At 46.0% G+C, this 16589-nt stretch carries 16 protein-coding genes; 12 read left to right on the forward strand and 4 right to left on the reverse strand.

Annotated features, from left to right (window positions below; translation table 11 throughout):
* Nucleotides 1–11 precede the first annotated feature (11 nt).
* From VRK_RS02855 to VRK_RS02865, 3 genes are read left to right on the forward strand one after another with little or no spacing between them, the layout of a single operon-like run.
* Entirely contained in the window at nucleotides 12–806 is a 795-nt protein-coding gene (locus VRK_RS02855) for a sulfite exporter TauE/SafE family protein (RefSeq protein ID WP_059120009.1), read from the forward strand.
* Nucleotides 807–854: 48 nt separating this feature from the next.
* Nucleotides 855–1661: a prolipoprotein diacylglyceryl transferase gene (lgt, locus tag VRK_RS02860; RefSeq protein WP_059120010.1), complete on the forward strand. Its 807-nt coding sequence runs from the start codon at nucleotides 855–857 to the stop codon at nucleotides 1659–1661.
* 37 nt (nucleotides 1662–1698) lie between these two features.
* Nucleotides 1699–2433: a hypothetical protein gene (locus VRK_RS02865; RefSeq protein WP_059120011.1), complete on the forward strand. Its 735-nt coding sequence runs from the start codon at nucleotides 1699–1701 to the stop codon at nucleotides 2431–2433.
* Nucleotides 2434–2520: 87 nt separating this feature from the next.
* On the opposite strand, the gene VRK_RS02870 is transcribed toward VRK_RS02865, so the two are convergent.
* Nucleotides 2521–3369, reverse strand: a complete 849-nt coding sequence (locus tag VRK_RS02870; RefSeq protein ID WP_443083406.1) for a thymidylate synthase — start codon at nucleotides 3367–3369, stop codon at nucleotides 2521–2523.
* Nucleotides 3370–3543: 174 nt separating this feature from the next.
* Between VRK_RS02870 and nhaR the strand changes: the two genes are divergently transcribed.
* Nucleotides 3544–4434 (forward strand): transcriptional activator NhaR, encoded by an 891-nt coding sequence (gene nhaR, locus VRK_RS02875; RefSeq protein WP_059120013.1) that lies wholly within the window; start codon nucleotides 3544–3546, stop codon nucleotides 4432–4434.
* A gap of 193 nt (nucleotides 4435–4627) precedes the next feature.
* Nucleotides 4628–4921 (forward strand): ArsR/SmtB family transcription factor, encoded by a 294-nt coding sequence (locus VRK_RS02880; RefSeq protein ID WP_059120014.1) that lies wholly within the window; start codon nucleotides 4628–4630, stop codon nucleotides 4919–4921.
* 83 nt (nucleotides 4922–5004) lie between these two features.
* Here the strand turns inward: VRK_RS02880 and rpsT are convergent, their stop codons facing one another.
* Entirely contained in the window at nucleotides 5005–5265 is a 261-nt protein-coding gene (gene rpsT, locus VRK_RS02885; protein ID WP_021020689.1) for a 30S ribosomal protein S20, read from the reverse strand.
* A gap of 490 nt (nucleotides 5266–5755) precedes the next feature.
* On the opposite strand from rpsT, the gene murJ reads away from it, so the two are divergent.
* The 6 genes from murJ to ispH all read left to right on the forward strand — a co-directional run bounded on the left by murJ (nucleotide 5756) and on the right by ispH (nucleotide 13378).
* On the forward strand, nucleotides 5756–7273 hold the full coding sequence (gene murJ / locus VRK_RS02890; protein WP_443083469.1) for a murein biosynthesis integral membrane protein MurJ: 1518 nt from the start codon (nucleotides 5756–5758) through the stop codon (nucleotides 7271–7273).
* A 179-nt stretch (nucleotides 7274–7452) separates the two neighbouring features.
* The gene (ribF, locus tag VRK_RS02895; RefSeq protein WP_059120016.1) at nucleotides 7453–8394 is read left to right on the forward strand and encodes a bifunctional riboflavin kinase/FAD synthetase; all 942 of its coding nucleotides are present in this window, start codon (nucleotides 7453–7455) and stop codon (nucleotides 8392–8394) included.
* A gap of 58 nt (nucleotides 8395–8452) precedes the next feature.
* Nucleotides 8453–11314 (forward strand): isoleucine--tRNA ligase, encoded by a 2862-nt coding sequence (gene ileS, locus VRK_RS02900; RefSeq protein WP_059120017.1) that lies wholly within the window; start codon nucleotides 8453–8455, stop codon nucleotides 11312–11314.
* A gap of 22 nt (nucleotides 11315–11336) precedes the next feature.
* A complete protein-coding gene (gene lspA / locus VRK_RS02905) occupies nucleotides 11337–11837 on the forward strand; it encodes a signal peptidase II (RefSeq protein ID WP_059120018.1) in 501 nt (166 codons plus the stop codon).
* A 90-nt stretch (nucleotides 11838–11927) separates the two neighbouring features.
* Entirely contained in the window at nucleotides 11928–12386 is a 459-nt protein-coding gene (gene fkpB / locus VRK_RS02910; RefSeq protein ID WP_059120019.1) for an FKBP-type peptidyl-prolyl cis-trans isomerase, read from the forward strand.
* Nucleotides 12387–12415: 29 nt separating this feature from the next.
* Nucleotides 12416–13378: a 4-hydroxy-3-methylbut-2-enyl diphosphate reductase gene (gene ispH, locus VRK_RS02915; RefSeq protein ID WP_059120020.1), complete on the forward strand. Its 963-nt coding sequence runs from the start codon at nucleotides 12416–12418 to the stop codon at nucleotides 13376–13378.
* Nucleotides 13379–13462: 84 nt separating this feature from the next.
* On the opposite strand, the gene VRK_RS02920 is transcribed toward ispH, so the two are convergent.
* Nucleotides 13463–14950: a carbon starvation CstA family protein gene (locus tag VRK_RS02920; RefSeq protein ID WP_059120021.1), complete on the reverse strand. Its 1488-nt coding sequence runs from the start codon at nucleotides 14948–14950 to the stop codon at nucleotides 13463–13465.
* Nucleotides 14951–15262: 312 nt separating this feature from the next.
* On the opposite strand from VRK_RS02920, the gene VRK_RS02925 reads away from it, so the two are divergent.
* The gene (locus VRK_RS02925; RefSeq protein ID WP_059120022.1) at nucleotides 15263–15589 is read left to right on the forward strand and encodes a DUF2799 domain-containing protein; all 327 of its coding nucleotides are present in this window, start codon (nucleotides 15263–15265) and stop codon (nucleotides 15587–15589) included.
* Between the two features lie 79 nt (nucleotides 15590–15668).
* Here VRK_RS02925 and murQ read toward each other — a convergent pair whose 3' ends face one another.
* Nucleotides 15669–16589 (reverse strand): N-acetylmuramic acid 6-phosphate etherase, encoded by a 921-nt coding sequence (gene murQ, locus VRK_RS02930; protein ID WP_059120023.1) that lies wholly within the window; start codon nucleotides 16587–16589, stop codon nucleotides 15669–15671.

Here is a 16589-nt window from a genome sequence, read left to right on the forward strand (position 1 = left end):
GAGGAATGAGCGTGACCATCACTTTTGTCTTGCTGTTAATCGTGTTAGGTGCTTTTGTCGGCGTTATGGCCGGGTTGTTAGGCATCGGCGGTGGCTTAATTATTGTTCCGGCCCTGTTACTTTTATTTCCCCATATTGGCATCGCACCTGATATCGCGATGCAAGTGGCTTTGGCAACCTCTCTCTCCTGTATCATTCTGACTTCAGGTTCTTCGGCATTGAATCATTTACGCTATGGCAATATTGATTTATTAGCCGTGAAATGGCTGACGCCCGGGATTATTGCCGGTGGATTGATTGGTGCGACTCTTGCCGACTGGATGCCGAGCGAATATCTGCCCAAAGTGTTTGGGGGGATTGTTTTTTTCCTGGCGATACAGATGTTTCTCTCGATTCGCCAGCAGACTGCGAAGCCAATGCCGGGACTGGGCTCAATAATCCTGAGTGGGAGCTTAATTGGCATGATCGCCAGCTTGGCTGGTATTGGCGGTGGGGCACTGTCGGTGCCTTATCTCAACAAACATGGCGTAGAAATGCGTAAGGCAGTTGGTACATCGTCACTTTGCGGCTGTGTGATAGCATTATCTGGTATGGTGGGATTTATTTGGCACGGTTTTTCGATCAAAGACCTGCCTGCGTTTAGTCTGGGGTACGTTTATTTACCCGCTTTGCTGTTTGTTTCCTGTTCGTCAATGTTTACGACAAAAGTGGGGGCCAAGTTAGCGACCGAACTACCGACATCCGTATTGAAAAAGGTGTTTGCTGTGTTTCTGATGTTTGTATCCGTTCATATGTTGCTGCGCTGAGCGCGGTATGTCATAAACCGTTATATATTGAATAAAGAGTAAAGATTTATGTCTCAGGAATTCTTGCAGTTTCCGAATATTGATCCTGTCTTAGTCTCCATCGGGCCGCTTGCCATTCGTTGGTATGGTGTGATGTATCTGCTTGGGTTTCTTTTTGCAACTTGGCTTGCGAACCGAAGAGCGGATAAGGAAGGAAGCGGATGGACGAGAGAACAGGTCTCTGACCTTTTGTTTGCCGGATTTGTCGGTGTCGTCATTGGCGGACGTGTGGGTTATGTCCTGTTTTATGGATTTGAGTATTTTCTGGCAGATCCGCTATATCTGTTTAAGGTCTGGACCGGAGGAATGTCTTTCCACGGCGGTTTACTCGGTGTGATTACGGCAATGTTCTGGTATGCCAAACGCAATCATCGCCAGTTTTTTGCAGTGGCCGACTTCGTTGCGCCACTTGTTCCCTTTGGACTCGCGTTAGGACGTTTAGGAAATTTCATGAATGGAGAATTGTGGGGAAGAGTCACCCATGTGCCTTGGGGCATGGTCTTTCCGGAGGCGGGACCGTTGCCGCGTCATCCTTCCCAGTTATATGAATTCTTCTTGGAAGGGGTGCTTTTGTTTATCATCCTCAACCTCTTTATTCGCCAACCTCGGCCTGCTGGTTCGGTTGCCGGCCTATTTCTCATCGGTTATGGAGCCTGCCGTACGTTTGTTGAGTATTTCAGAGAACCGGATGCACAACTGGGACTGTTTGCCGGATTTATTTCGATGGGGCAGATTCTCTCTTTACCGATGATTCTGGCTGGGGCGCTGTTGATGGTTTGGGCTTATCGTCGTGATTCCGGTGTATCCGCTCAATAGAATCTTCTCTCGGAACAAGAATAATAGAGGTCATTGAATGGTTTTAAACGCATTAAAAACGAAGTTATCGAGACATATGACCGGGGACATAAGAGCTCCGTTTGATACTTGTCGATACAAAACACACGACTTGAGTGTTGAGCTGGACGAAAGAATCGATAACTTTTGTCTGTTTCATGAGATTGCTTATCAAGAACTGAATCGAAAATGTGCCGCGCTGAATGACTTTTCTGCACAGGTGAAAGCACAGCTTGCAGCCACAGACGATGAAGAGGCGCAGGAGTTTCTCAAGTATCAGGCTTCTCAATTGATTCATTCGAATGATACAGATGTGCAGCGAGTCCAAAACCTTGCTGATGAATCGGCCATTATTGGGTTCTGGGCGATTGTCGAGCAATTTTCCAAGCGGGCGTATGTGCTTTTGAAATCCAACTTGTCAGGGATTTCGGCATCCGAGATTATACTGCCTTATCGCTGGGATCATATTAAAAGTGCTTATCATGAATTTGGTTTGACTCTTAATGATTTAACACATTATGACATCGTTAATGAGCTCCGGGTGGTTAACAACAAAATCAAGCATCTATATCAGGTTGATAGTACGTTAGCTGCTTTTCCCCGGTTTGCGGATAAGGAAGGACTCCCGATGACTTTTCTAAACTACCCTGTACACGAGTATGAAGAGGCGGTTTACCAGTTTCTGGGGAGTTTATTAGTGTGGGTTGGTGAGCAGATTCATGCCCATGAGCAGGGCGGATCAGCCGAAAGTTAACTCAGGATGAGAGAGAATTTACTTGTCTGAGTCCTCTCAAACCAGTGTCCCCTCGACCAAGTCATTGGTCGAGGGGACACTACGTTTTTATATTGCGACTGGCGCTTTAATCGATGGATGTGGGTCATAGCCAACGATTTCGAAATCCTCAAAACGATAGTCATAAATCGATTTGGGGTGGCGCACAATACGTAATTCCGGCAATTGCCGTGGTTCACGGGTCAGCTGGGTTTTAATTTGTTCCATATGATTGGAATACGCGTGTAAATCACCAAAACTGACCACAATTTCATGCGGTGTCAGTTGGCATTGTTGTGCAAGCATATGGGTGAGCAACGCCAGTGAGGCAATATTATAAGGTAACCCGAGGAAGCTATCTGAGCTACGGATATATAATTGTGCAGAGAGCTTGCCGTTTGAAACATAAAATTGGTATAGCAAATGGCAGGGAGGGAGCGCCATTTTCCCCTGGCGGGCATTGTCTTGAGGTGCCATCGACTCGTCAGGTAAATACTCAACATTCCAGCCATGGAATAGAATACGGCGACTGTTGGGGTTATTTTTTAAAGCATCCACGACATAATCGATCTGATTGATGCTTTCACCTGATTGTGTTGGCCATGCCGTCCACTGCTGACCATAAATCGGGCCTAAGTCACCATTTTCTGTCGCCCATTCATCCCAGATCGAGACACCATTTTCTTTGAGCCAAGAGGTATTGGTGTCCCCGCTCAGGAACCAAATCAGTTCGTTCGCGATACTTTTGAAGTGGAGCTTCTTGGTTGTAATGAGAGGGAAACCTTCTTGGAGGTTGTGGCGGATTTGACGGCCAAACACAGAAAGTGTACCCGTACCGGTGCGATCGCCTTTGACATCACCGTTTTCCAGAATATCTTCCAATAATGCAATGTACTGCTTCATAACTTGCCTATTCATGAATTTTCTATCAGTTTAATGAATTTCCCTAAGACTTGTAAGGGGCAGTATTGAAGATATTTTTATGTTCGGATATATCGATTCTATATATTGAAAACTTCGGTTATTTCGATCATGCTGATGATAGAATACGCTGTACGGGTATGAATTGAATCTGACTGATGGTCTGGGTATATGTCTCATTTGAATTACAATCACTTATATTATTTCTGGATGGTTTGTAAACAAGGTTCGGTGACCAAAGCCGCTCAAGCCTTATTTCTGACACCGCAAACGGTGACCGGACAAATTAAAGCGCTGGAGGCTCGTATGGACGGCCATTTGATGAAACGCGTTGGGCGGCGAGTCGAACCGACAGAGTTGGGACAGTTGATTTATAAATACGCTGATCGTATGTATGGCTTGAGTTATGAAATGCTCGACATTGTTAACTATAGTCAGCGGGCAAACTTACTACTGGATGTGGGGGTCGCCGATGCCATTTCCAAACAGATCGTCAGTAAGATTTTGTCGTGTGCCGTTCCTGAAGATGAACCTATTCATTTACGTTGTTTTGAATCGACACATGAGCTGTTACTTGAGCAGCTTTCTCAGCATAAACTGGATATGATCTTGTCTGATTGCCCGGTTGATTCGGCCCGTAGCCCTGGTTTGTTTAGTAAAAAGCTGGGCGAAAATCAGATGTGCTTTTTCTCCTATACCGAGCCTCATGCGAGTTCACTCATCGAATGCTTGTCAGATGGAAAAATACTGATTCCGGGGAGTCGAACCGCAATGGGAAGAAGTATGATGCAATGGTTTGATAGTCAGGGGATTCAACCTAATATCATGGGCGAGTTTGATGATGTTGCGCTGATGAAAGCCTTTGCCAGAGAACATCGAGAGGCTATTTTTTTAGCGCCGTCTCTCTATACGGAAGCCGGGAATGGCGATTTGCCGATGCATCTGATCGATCGAATCGATGATTTAAAGGAAGAGTATTACGTTATCTTTGCCGAGCGGATGATCCAGCACCCGGCCGTGAAGCGTATATGCAGTGAAGATTTCAGTTATTTATCAGTATAATCGGTTCTTTTTCATGGGTAATTGCTTTAATATCTAGCACTTACTTATTATCAGGTAAAAGTTTTGTGATGCCGTCGAGAAAATAATAATGATGAATCGCGGTGGATGAACAGCAAGTAAAATGATTTTGTAAGGCTGCAAGGTTGTAGTCGCTATATGTATGAAATGAACCTGTCCATAAAGGGAGCCTTTCGTGAATCTTCAGGAAATGGAACAAAAATCAGCCAAAGCTGTTGTATTACTCAAAGCCATGGCAAATGAGAGACGTCTTCAGATATTGTGTTTACTGTTAGCGCAGGAATTTTCAGTAGGTGAGTTGTGTACGAAACTTGAGTTGAGTCAGTCTGCATTATCGCAACATCTGGCGTTATTACGTCGGGAGAAATTGGTTGCGACGCGGAAAGAGGCGCAAACGGTTTACTATTCGATCAGCAGTCATGAGGTAAAAGAAATGATTGAATTGCTATATCGTCTCTATTGTTCATAAAATTAGCCGCTGATTGGTATCAAGAAAAATAAAAAAACCGACATTATGTCGGTTTTTTATTTTTGTATGAAGCAATTAATGCATTACAGCGCTTTGATTGCAGCAACAAAACGAGCTTTATGACGAGCTGCTTTATTCTTGTGGATCAGGCCTTTTGTTGCCATACGGTCAAGAATTGGTGTTGCTTCAGTTAGTGCAGCAGTTGCAGCTTCTTTGTCGCCTGCTTTGATAGCAGCGACAGTTTTCTTCATATAAGTGCGCATCATTGAGCGGCGGCTCGCGTTGTGTTGACGATTTTTTTCCGCCTGAATAGCGCGCTTCTTAGCAGATTTACTATTTGCCAAGGGTCTACTCCCAAAAACTTTAGTTCAGTGACATTTTAAGGGCGGGAACTATCCCCTATTTACCTAAAAATGTCAATTCATTTGTGCAAAAACACAACGAACCAAAACATTTTTGGTATCGTTGGAGATTCGCGGTTAAGATGGCGGGGATTCTAACAGCATTCTTTTTTGAATGCTAATACTTAATCTGCTCTTTTAACGGTCATCTTTTTTGTGTTTATACGTCTTTTAACGAGCATGATGCTGTACGGCTCAGTTTGAATAGATGGACCGATTATTGACACAACTATGATTTGAAAAGCAGCGCATTCTACGTTAAAAAACTGCACACAGGCAGAAAGTATTCTCAGCACGCCTATACAGCCAGCACGATGCTTTTTATCCTGCTATATCAGTAAAGTCACCGGGATTCTCTCGGATGCGATTTGACATATAAACAGAGGTTACGGTGAGTCAACGTCTTCTCAGGTCTGGTCTGATTGTCAGTACCATGACACTGCTATCGCGCGTTTTAGGATTATTTCGAGATATTGTGGTTGCGAATCTTATGGGGGCCGGTGCGAGTGCCGATGTGTTTTTCTTTGCCAATAAGATCCCTAACTTTTTACGTCGCTTATTTGCTGAAGGCGCTTTTTCACAGGCCTTTGTCCCCGTGCTGACCGAATATCATGCTCAGGGCGATATGGACAAAACGCGTCTATTAATTGCTAGGGCTTCCGGTACGCTCGGGGTTCTCGTTTCTATCGTGACGCTATTCGGGATTCTTGGTTCTAGTGTTGTGACGGCTGTTTTCGGCGCTGGCTGGTTCCTTGATTGGTTACATGGCGGGCCGGCGGCGGCAAAGTTTGAGCTGGCCAGTTTACTGCTCAAAATCACGTTTCCTTATTTATGGTTTATCACCTTTGTTGCGTTGTCTGGCGCAATTTTAAATACACTGGGTAAATTTGCAGTTTCTTCATTTACTCCGGTATTTCTGAACGTGATGATTATCGGTTCGGCGCTATTGATTGCTCCTCGACTGGCACAGCCAGAGATTGGTTTAGCTTTCGGGGTGTTTCTCGGCGGACTGGTTCAGTTTCTGTTTCAGTTACCTTTTTTGATTAAAGCCGGTGTATTTGTCTGGCCGAAATGGGGATGGAATGATCCCGGGGTTCGAAAAATCAGAACGTTGATGATCCCTGCATTGTTCGGTGTTTCGGTGAGTCAAATCAATTTGCTGTTCGATACCTTTATTGCCAGTTTTTTGCAAACCGGCTCGATTAGCTGGCTTTATTATTCGGATCGTCTGTTAGAGTTCCCGCTCGGATTATTTGGTATCGCGATTGCCACCGTGATTTTGCCGGCACTATCAAGAAAACATGTTGATGCTGAACCCATCGGATTTGCCAATACGATGGATTGGGGTGTACGGATGGTTTGCTTGCTGGGAATTCCAGCCACGCTCGGCTTGATCGTCTTGGCTCAACCGATGATTATGGTCTTGTTTATGCGCGGTGAGTTTACTTTAGCTGACGTGCAGCAAGCGGCTCTTTCGTTACAGGCTTATGCTTCCGGTCTGCTCTGTTTTATGCTGATCAAAATATTGGCTCCGGGCTATTACTCTCGTCAAGATACCAAAACACCCGTCAAGTATGGGATTGTTGCGATGATCACCAATATGCTTTTTAACGCTGTGTTTGCTTGGTTTTTCGGTTATGTTGGTCTGGCAATGGCGACTGCATTGTCGGCATTTATTAATATGGCTTTATTATATCGGGGACTGCATTTAGCCTCTGTGTATCGGATGCAGCGTTCGACCATCCTATTTATTGGCCGGATTTTTGTTGCCAGTATCATCATGAGTGTCTGTCTGGCTTTGGGATCAGAGCATCTTGCGGCGTGGGCTGAATGGGGAACGTTAAAACGGGGCCTCATGTTGGCTGGGTTAATCGTGTCCGGTGCCTGTGTTTATGGGGGAACCAGCTTAATCAGCGGGATTCGCTTGAAAGATATCCGAGTGACCCAATAGGTTACGGCATCCGGTTTTTATATTGGGGAAAGTCGGTCTTCCAATGGGACTATTACATGACCAAAGCAAGATGTGGAATATATTTGTTGGCTTGATTGACTTTCTTCTCCTGAGCTGAGGTTATATAATCCGTCGGTTTCATCACCAGAGAATTGAATCATAGGTTTTAAACGTCCGATATGGAATTAATCCGAGGTATTCATAACATACGTACTCAGCACCATGGTTGTGCGCTGACAATTGGGAATTTTGATGGTGTCCATCTCGGGCATCAACAGGTGCTGCGGTTAGTGTCGGAACAATCCCGAGTGATGGGTGTTCCATCAATGGTGATGACTTTTGAACCACAGCCGATGGAGTTATTTAATCAACATCGTGCTCCGGCTCGATTGACACGTCTGCGCGATAAATTTGTTCAGTTGAGTCGACTCGACATTGATCGCCTGCTTTGTGTTAATTTTGATCATCAATTTGCCCAATTAGATGCAGAAACCTTTATTCATGACTTGTTGGTCAAGCACTTGGGTGTTAAGTTTCTTGTCATTGGCGATGATTTTTGTTTTGGTCGGCAACGGCGCGGTAATTTTGCAATGTTGCAACAAGCCGGTGAGAAATTCGGTTTTGATGTGGTCAGCACACAAAGTTTTTGTGTCGATCGTCTGCGAGTCAGCAGCACTGCAATTCGTGAAGCACTGGCGAGAGATGATCTTGTTGCTGCCAAAGAGATGCTGGGACGTCATTACAGTATCAGTGGCCGGGTGTCTCATGGCAGAAAGTTAGGGCGGACCATTGGTTTCCCTACTGCCAATATCCCGTTGAAACGGTGTGTTTCTCCGGTTTCCGGGGTGTATGCCGTACAGGTCTCTGGTTTGACTGAAACACCAATTGACGGTGTCGCAAATATCGGCCATCGGCCGACGGTCAATGGTGTCCGTCAGCAACTGGAAGTCCATTTATTTGACTTTCAGGGCAATATTTATGGTAAACAGTTGGAAGTTGCACTTTTACATAAACTTCGGGGGGAGCGTAAGTTTGATTCCTTTGAAGCATTGAAACAACAAATAGAATTGGATGCTGAAGCGGCAAGAGTGTGGTTGCTTCAGCTTCAGTATGAGGGTTAGTTGAGAGTTTGGCTGACATAATGTCTAACTTCGCCCAGTATAACGGAATTAAGAATCGATGAGTGAATATAAAAATACCCTGAATTTACCTGAAACAGGGTTTCCAATGCGTGGTAATCTGGCGCAACGCGAGCCGGATATGCTGAAACGTTGGTATCAAGAGGATCTTTACGGGGCTATCCGTAAAGCTAAAAAAGGCAAAAAATCTTTCGTATTACATGATGGCCCTCCTTACGCCAACGGTGATATTCATATTGGTCACGCCCTGAATAAGATTCTTAAAGACATTATTATCAAATCCAAAACACTTTCAGGTTTTGACTCCCCTTACATTCCGGGGTGGGATTGTCACGGATTACCGATTGAGTTGATGGTTGAAAAGAAATTTGGCAAACCGGGACAGAAATTAACGGCTGCTGAATTTCGTGAAAAATGTCGTGAGTATGCTGCCGGTCAAGTCGAAGGGCAAAAAGAGAGTTTTAAACGTCTGGGTATTCTTGGTGAATGGGATAAACCGTATCTCACGATGGATTTTGGGACCGAGGCGAATATTATCCGAGCATTAGGTAAAATCGCCGATAACGGTCATCTCCTTAAAGGTTTTAAGCCGGTTCACTGGTGTACCGATTGTGGTAGTGCGCTTGCTGAAGCGGAAGTTGAATATAAAGATAAAAAATCGCCGTCGATTGATGTGCGCTTCAAAGCAGTTGATGTACCAGCGCTATTGTCTAAATTCACGTTAAGTCAAGGTCATGAAGGTCATGGTGACGTCTCTATCGTGATCTGGACGACGACCCCATGGACCTTACCGGCAAACCGTGCTGTTTGTTTACGCGATGATCTGGAATATGTGTTAATTCAGATTGAAGCGGATGAAGTGACAGGGCGTCAGGCTGAGCGGATTATTGTTGCTTCCGAGCTGGCAAAAGATGTAATGGATCGCGCCAGTATTGAGCATTTCCATAATCTGGGATTTGCCAGCGGTGCCGATTTAGAGTTAACCCGTTATCATCATCCTTTCTATGATTTCACTATCCCGGCTGTGCTGGGGGATCATGTTACAACTGATTCAGGAACCGGGGTTGTCCATACTGCGCCTGGGCACGGTCAGGAAGACTTTGTGGTTGGTCAGAAATATCAATTGGAAGTCGCTAACCCAGTCGGTTCTAACGGGGTCTATCTGCCGGATACGGAATTGTTTGCCGGTCAGCATGTCTTCAAAGCCAATGACTCAGTAATTGAAGTGCTGAAAGAGAAGGGTGCTTTATTACATCATCATGCCTATGAACATAGCTATCCGCATTGTTGGAGACATAAAACACCGATTATTTTCCGTGCCACGCCACAGTGGTTTGTGTCGATGGATCAGGCTGGGTTGCGTCACAAAGCGCTGGAAGCGATCAAAGGTATCAAATGGATGCCTGATTGGGGCGAAGGCCGTATTCAAAGTATGGTTGAAGGTCGTCCTGAATGGTGTATTTCCCGTCAGAGAACTTGGGGTGTTCCGATTGCGCTGTTTGTGCATAAAGAGACGTCTGAATTACATCCGAATTCTGCTGCGCTGATTGAGCAGGTTGCCCAACGGGTAGAGCAAAAAGGAATTCAGGCTTGGTGGGATTTGGATGTTGCCGAACTGCTGGGTGATGAAGCCGAGCAGTATGAAAAAGTATTGGATACGCTGGATGTTTGGTTTGATTCCGGTGTGACCCATTATTCAGTGGTCGATTCCCGTGAAGAATTCCACGGTGCTGAAGCGGATATGTACTTGGAAGGCTCTGACCAACACCGCGGCTGGTTCCAGTCTTCTCTGATTTCATCGATTGCGATGAAAGATAAAGCACCATACCGAGAAGTACTGACACATGGTTTCACGGTTGATGGACAAGGTCGTAAGATGTCTAAGTCGATCGGCAATACCATCGCCCCGAAAGATGTTATCAATAAATTAGGTGCAGATATCTTACGGTTGTGGGTTGCTTCCACCGACTACACCGGTGAAGTTGCTGTTTCTGATGAGATTCTGAAGCGTTCTGCAGATGCATATCGTCGGATCCGTAATACATCCCGTTTCTTCTTGGCTAACCTGAACGGTTTTAATCCGGCCTCAGATATTGTACCGATGGAAGAAATGGTTGCATTGGATCGTTGGGCTGTCGCTCGTGCGCTCGCGACCCAAAAAGAAATCATCAAAGCTTATGATGCTTATAACACTCACGCAGTTGTGCAGCGTTTGATGCATTTCTGCTCGGTTGAAATGGGCTCTTTTTATCTTGATGTCATCAAGGATCGTCAGTACACCGCGAAATGTGGCGGACATGCCCAAAGAAGCTGTCAAACGGCGCTGTTCTACATCGTTGAAGCTTTGGTTCGCTGGATGGCACCGATTATGTCATTTACCGCTGATGAGATTTGGCGAGAAATGCCAGCACTGCAAGCAAACGGTACAACGCGTAATCCGTTTGTCTTTGCTGAAGATTGGTATGAAGGTCTTTTCGATTTACAAGATGGCGAGCCTTTAGACAATGCATTCTGGGACAGTATTCAGGAAGTGCGCGGTGTAGTGAATAAGCTGCTGGAAACGGCTCGTAGTGAAAAGATCATTGGTGGTTCGCTACAAGCCGAGGTGGCTCTGTATGTCGATGGTGAACTGGCAGATAAACTGAATCGGCTTGAAGATGAACTTCGTTTTGTGCTGTTGACCTCGAAAGCGGTTGTTCAACCGACTTCGCAGAAGACGGAACAAGCGCAGAGTACCGAGATTGATGGCCTGTTTGTTAGAGTTGCAGCAACTGATGCTGAGAAGTGTGAACGTTGCTGGCACCACACCGATGATGTCGGTACGATTGCCGGACATAAACATATTTGCGGTCGTTGTGTATCTAACGTCGAAGGTGCCGGCGAAATCCGCAAATTTGCATAATCAGTAGACTGACGGAATCAATATGACAGAACTGACACTGAAGCGTTCGGGAATCCGCTGGTTATGGCTGGCGGTTCTGACTTTCGCACTTGATATTCTCATCAAACTGGTCGTCATGAATCATATGGATTATGGATGGCAACATCGTATTGAAGTGCTGCCGTTTTTTAATCTGTTGTATGTTCATAATTATGGCGCTGCGTTCAGTTTTCTCAGTGAGCAGACAGGATGGCAACGTTGGCTATTTACCGGTATTGCACTGATCGTTGTTCTGTTACTGATGTACTGGATGCGCCGACAGCCAGCCTCAGAACGATGGACAAACAGTGCTTATGCGCTGATTATTGGTGGTGCGGTGGGCAATGTTTTTGATCGCATTGTGCATGGATTTGTGGTCGATTACCTCGATTTCTACTGGGGAGGACACCATTGGCCGGCCTTCAATCTGGCTGACAGTGCTATCTGCGTCGGTGCAGTCATGCTGATTCTTGATGGTTTCCGTCGTAAAGATGAGCCGAAATAGTTTATCCGGATTCATTGAATGAATCACCCTAAGCGCTGTCTGCTCAATCGGATAGCGCTTTTTGCATCAAGGCTGGGGAAAGTAAGTCACATGGCAAATACAAGCGAACAACAATTGATACAGAAAGGGACGGCTGTCACTTTTCATTTTACCATCAAACTCAAAGATGGCTCCATCGCGGATAGCACCCATCAAATGGGTAAACCCGCGAAGTTAGTGATCGGGGATGGCAGCTTAAGCGATAACTTTGAGCAATGTCTGCTAGGGTTGCAGGCCGGCGATCAACGGACGATCGAACTGAAAGCTGCAGATGCATTCGGTTTACCTAACCCTGATAATATCCACCATATGGACCGGACGAAGTTTGCCGGAGAAACAGAACTTGAAGTCGGTGTGATCATGGCATTTAGTGGCCCTGATGGAAGGGAAATCCCCGGTATTGTGACCGCCATTGAAGGAGAATCGGTGACGGTTGATTTTAATCACCCGTTGGCAGGTCAGGATGTGACTTTTGATGTTGAAATTTTAGCCGTTGAATCGGGTGAATAATGACACACGTTGTGAGTTGAGTAAAAACCATGGGCAATGACATGAAAATATTACTAGCAAATCCTCGGGGTTTTTGTGCCGGTGTTGATCGGGCTATCAGTATCGTCGAACGCGCTTTGGAGATGTATCAGCCACCGATCTATGTTCGTCATGAAGTTGTTCATAATCGGTTTGTTGTTGAAGATTTGAAGCAGCGTGGCGCTATTTTCGTTGAAGCGTTGAGTGAAGTGCCTGACAACAACATTGTGATATTTTCTGCGCATGGTGTCTCACAGGCCGTCAGAAATGAAGCAAAATCCAGAGCATTGACCGTTTTTGATGCGACTTGCCCACTGGTGACGAAAGTTCATATGGAAGTTGCCAGAGCCAGTAGAAAACATATGGAAGTCGTTTTAATTGGCCACGCCGGACATCCTGAAGTTGAAGGAACAATGGGGCAGTATGCCAGTCAGACGGGCGGTATGTATTTGGTTGAAAAACCAGAAGATGTTGTCAAGCTGAAAGCAATCGTCAAACATCCTGAGAATCTTCATTATGTCAGCCAGACAACGCTTTCTGTGGATGAAACTGCGGACGTAATTGATGAGTTGCGCCGAGAGTTTCCTGAAATTCAAGGGCCTCGCAAAGATGATATCTGTTATGCCACGCAGAATCGGCAGGATGCGGTGCGGATCCTGGCGCAGCAAGTGGATGTGATGATTGTGGTCGGCTCTAAGAATTCATCGAATTCAACGCGATTGAAAGAGTTAGCTGAAAAACTCGGCACTGCAGCATTTCTCACGGACAGACCGGAAGATATCAATCCACAGTGGTTATCCGATGTCCACCTTGTCGGGGTGACGGCCGGGGCTTCGGCACCGGAAGCACTGGTCAATCAGATTCTTGAGCGGATTAAAGAATTAGGCGCAGTGTCAGTGGAAGAAGTGCTGGGACGAGAAGAAAATATGTTTTTTGAAGTGCCGAAAGAGTTGCAAATGAAGATGGTAGACTGACGGTTATTCTTTTTCCGATGATCGTATCAGGGCTCCCGAAGGGAGCCCTTTTTACATCAAGCACTGTTCATCAACAGTGTGAGGTTAAGCGGTTTTGGTCTGCTCATCCGATACTTTTTTCGCATTTGAAAGTGCTGCATTATCATGGCCTTTTGTCACTTTGAGTACATAGGCAAGCATCGCGATAGAAACGAGGAAGCCAAGAATAGTTGATATTTGCATCGGTAGTCCAAATCCAAGCGTACTGCTGTTGAGAATAAAGCTGACACAAACCGTCGTCATGAACAGTGCAGGAACGGTAGTGATCCAGTGGAATTTCTGGTGGCGCAGAAGGTATGCGGAAGCAGTCCAAAGCATTACGACTGCGGTGGTCTGGTTGGCAAAACCAAAGTAACGCCAGATAATCCCGAAATCAACCTGAGTCAGAATACCACCGACAACAAAGAGTGGCATCGCCATCAATAAGCGACTACGCAGGGTTTTCTGCTCAATATTAAAATACTCCGCTAAGATTAGACGACTGGAGCGGAAAGCTGTATCACCGGAAGTGATTGGCAGAATGACGACACCAAGGAAAGCCAGAATGCCACCGAATACGCCCAGTAGCCCGAATGAAGCGCTGTAGACCACATGACCCGGACCACCTTGAGCGATGGCTCCGGAAAGACCGTCCAGTGAACCGAAGTAAGATAAGGCAATCGTACACCAGATTAAAGCAATCACCCCTTCGCCAATCATGGCACCAAAGAATACGAAACGACCATTTCTTTCATTTTCCATACAGCGCGCCATCAAAGGGGACTGCGTGGCATGAAATCCTGAGATTGCGCCACAAGCAATAGTGATAAAGAGTGCCGGCCACAACGGCATGTCGTTTGGATTGAGGTTACTGAACAGATCCTGAATAGCAAAGCCACCCATGATGGTATGTTTGTCGGAGAGCATGAGTGCGGTGATCAGACCGACAGACATGAAAATGAGCAGTGCTCCGAATAACGGATATAGACGCCCGATAATTTTATCGACTGGAACGATCGTGGCCAAAATGTAGTAAGCAAAAATGACGATGACCATCAGACCGGTTCCCATATGTAGTGAAAGCTGTTCATTCACCAAGTTGGTAATCATACCGGCAGGTGCAGAAACAAATACAACCCCAACGAGCAGTAACAGAATAATCGCAAAGGCATTCATGAAATGTTTCGCGCCGTTGCCAAGGTATTTGCCGCTGATGTTCGGTACTGAGGCTCCTCCATTTCTGACAGAGAGCATCCCGGAGAAATAATCATGTACGGCACCGGCAAAAATACAGCCAACAACAATCCATAATAGTGCCGCCGGGCCGTATAGCGCCCCCATAATTGGCCCGAAGATAGGGCCGACACCGGCAATGTTCAGTAACTGAACAAGGTAGACTTTCGGTGTTGATATCGGGACATAATCAACCCCATCCCTCTGACTGTAGGCCGGAGTCTGGCGTTTCTCATTAATACCAAATATTTTTTCGACAATTGCACCGTAGATAAAGTAACCACCGATTAAAGCGATCAAGGAGACGAAGAACCACAACATATTATTTTCCTTCTGTTTGCGGACAGAGATGTTCTATCAATAGACTAGTCTGACCAGCGGCGTTATGCATGAGAAAGTCAGCTAAGTGGTTCTATGAAGAATTAAGTGGTCTCCTGTCTGCAGGAAGTGGTTTTCATTTTAATTATCGATAAGATGCTTAGTGAATATATTTATGTTCAATAATGATGCGCTGTGGAGGAAACTAAGCATCGCTGTTTGGTGTTTTGTGTCGAAAGCGTATATGGTTGAGGTTACATAAGTTTAAAACAAGGTATTGATGTCGTGATAAATTTTCCTAATTGGTTCGCCGGAATGGTGATTTCTTTGCTGTTGTTAGGGTGCTCTGCGTCGGAGCAATCACTTGCCACACAAGGGGATTGGTATCAAATCGGTTATCGTGATGGGATTGCGGGACATCAACAGCGATCTTATCAAGCGCTTCACAAGCTGGGGGCTGTCCAACTGGCTGATTATGACGAGGGATACGACGACGGCGTTACCCAATATTGTAATCCAGATTTTGCCTATCAAATCGGGTTGTCCGGTCAATACTATGATGGGGTTTGTGCCGGAACGCCTGCGGGAAATCAGTTCCGTATGGAGTGGCAACGAGGTTGGGATCAATATACCAGTCACTGAGCGATGAGTTGTAGTATCTGTCTCTCAGCGACATGGTATTGCAACGACAACAGGCCAAACGAGTAAAAATGCTGGCTCTTTAAGAGGATGGCTGGATTGCCTTGCGTAAGAACCCTTCTGATTGTGAGAGTTTATCGAGTGCTTCTTGATAACTCATATCGGTCAGCGCCATTAGAATTGCGACTTTGGCATTGTTCTGGCTCTGTGCCAGTAATTGTTCGGCTCGTGTTTTTTCACAGTCAGTGGCTTGCATCACGATTCTAACGGCCCGGGCTTCCAGTTTTTTATTGGTCGCCTGCACATCAACCATCAGATTCTGATAGCTTTTACCTAAGCGGATCATGCTCGCGGTTGTCAGCATATTCAGGATCAGTTTTTGTGCCGTACCGGATTTCAGCCGGGTTGAGCCGGTTAATGCTTCCGGCCCCACCAGCGGTGAGATGGCAATCTGTGCAATGGCTGCGATTTTGGAGTCCGGATTACAGGAGACGGCTACGGTCGTGGCACCGATTTGGTTGGCATATTCCAGCCCGCCAATCACATAGGGGGTTCGGCCACTGGCTGCAATACCGACCACGACATCCTGCCGATCCAGCTTAATATTTTGGAGATCATAGCTTGCCGCGCTCGGTGAGTCCTCACTACCTTCCTGTGCTTTAAACATCGCTTCTTTGCCCCCGGCGATCAAACCGATCACCATCTGATCCGACACACCGAAAGTGGGGGGGCATTCTGAGGCGTCCAGCACCCCCAGACGGCCACTGGTACCGGCACCGATATAAATCAACCGCCCTTTATTTTTAAATGCCGTGGTAATGGCATCGACCGCTGTTGCGATTTGAGGAATGACTTTTTCTACCGCAAAAGGCACGGTCTTATCCTGTTGGTTAAGCCGTTCAAGAATGGCTTCTGTGGACAACAAATCGATATCCATAGTTTCCGGATTCCGTCCTTCAGAAACCAACTGAGACAGTGCGGATAATAAAGCATCATTCGTCAT

The organism is Vibrio sp. MEBiC08052 (assembly GCF_001506075.1).
Lineage (GTDB): Bacteria > Pseudomonadota > Gammaproteobacteria > Enterobacterales > Vibrionaceae > Vibrio.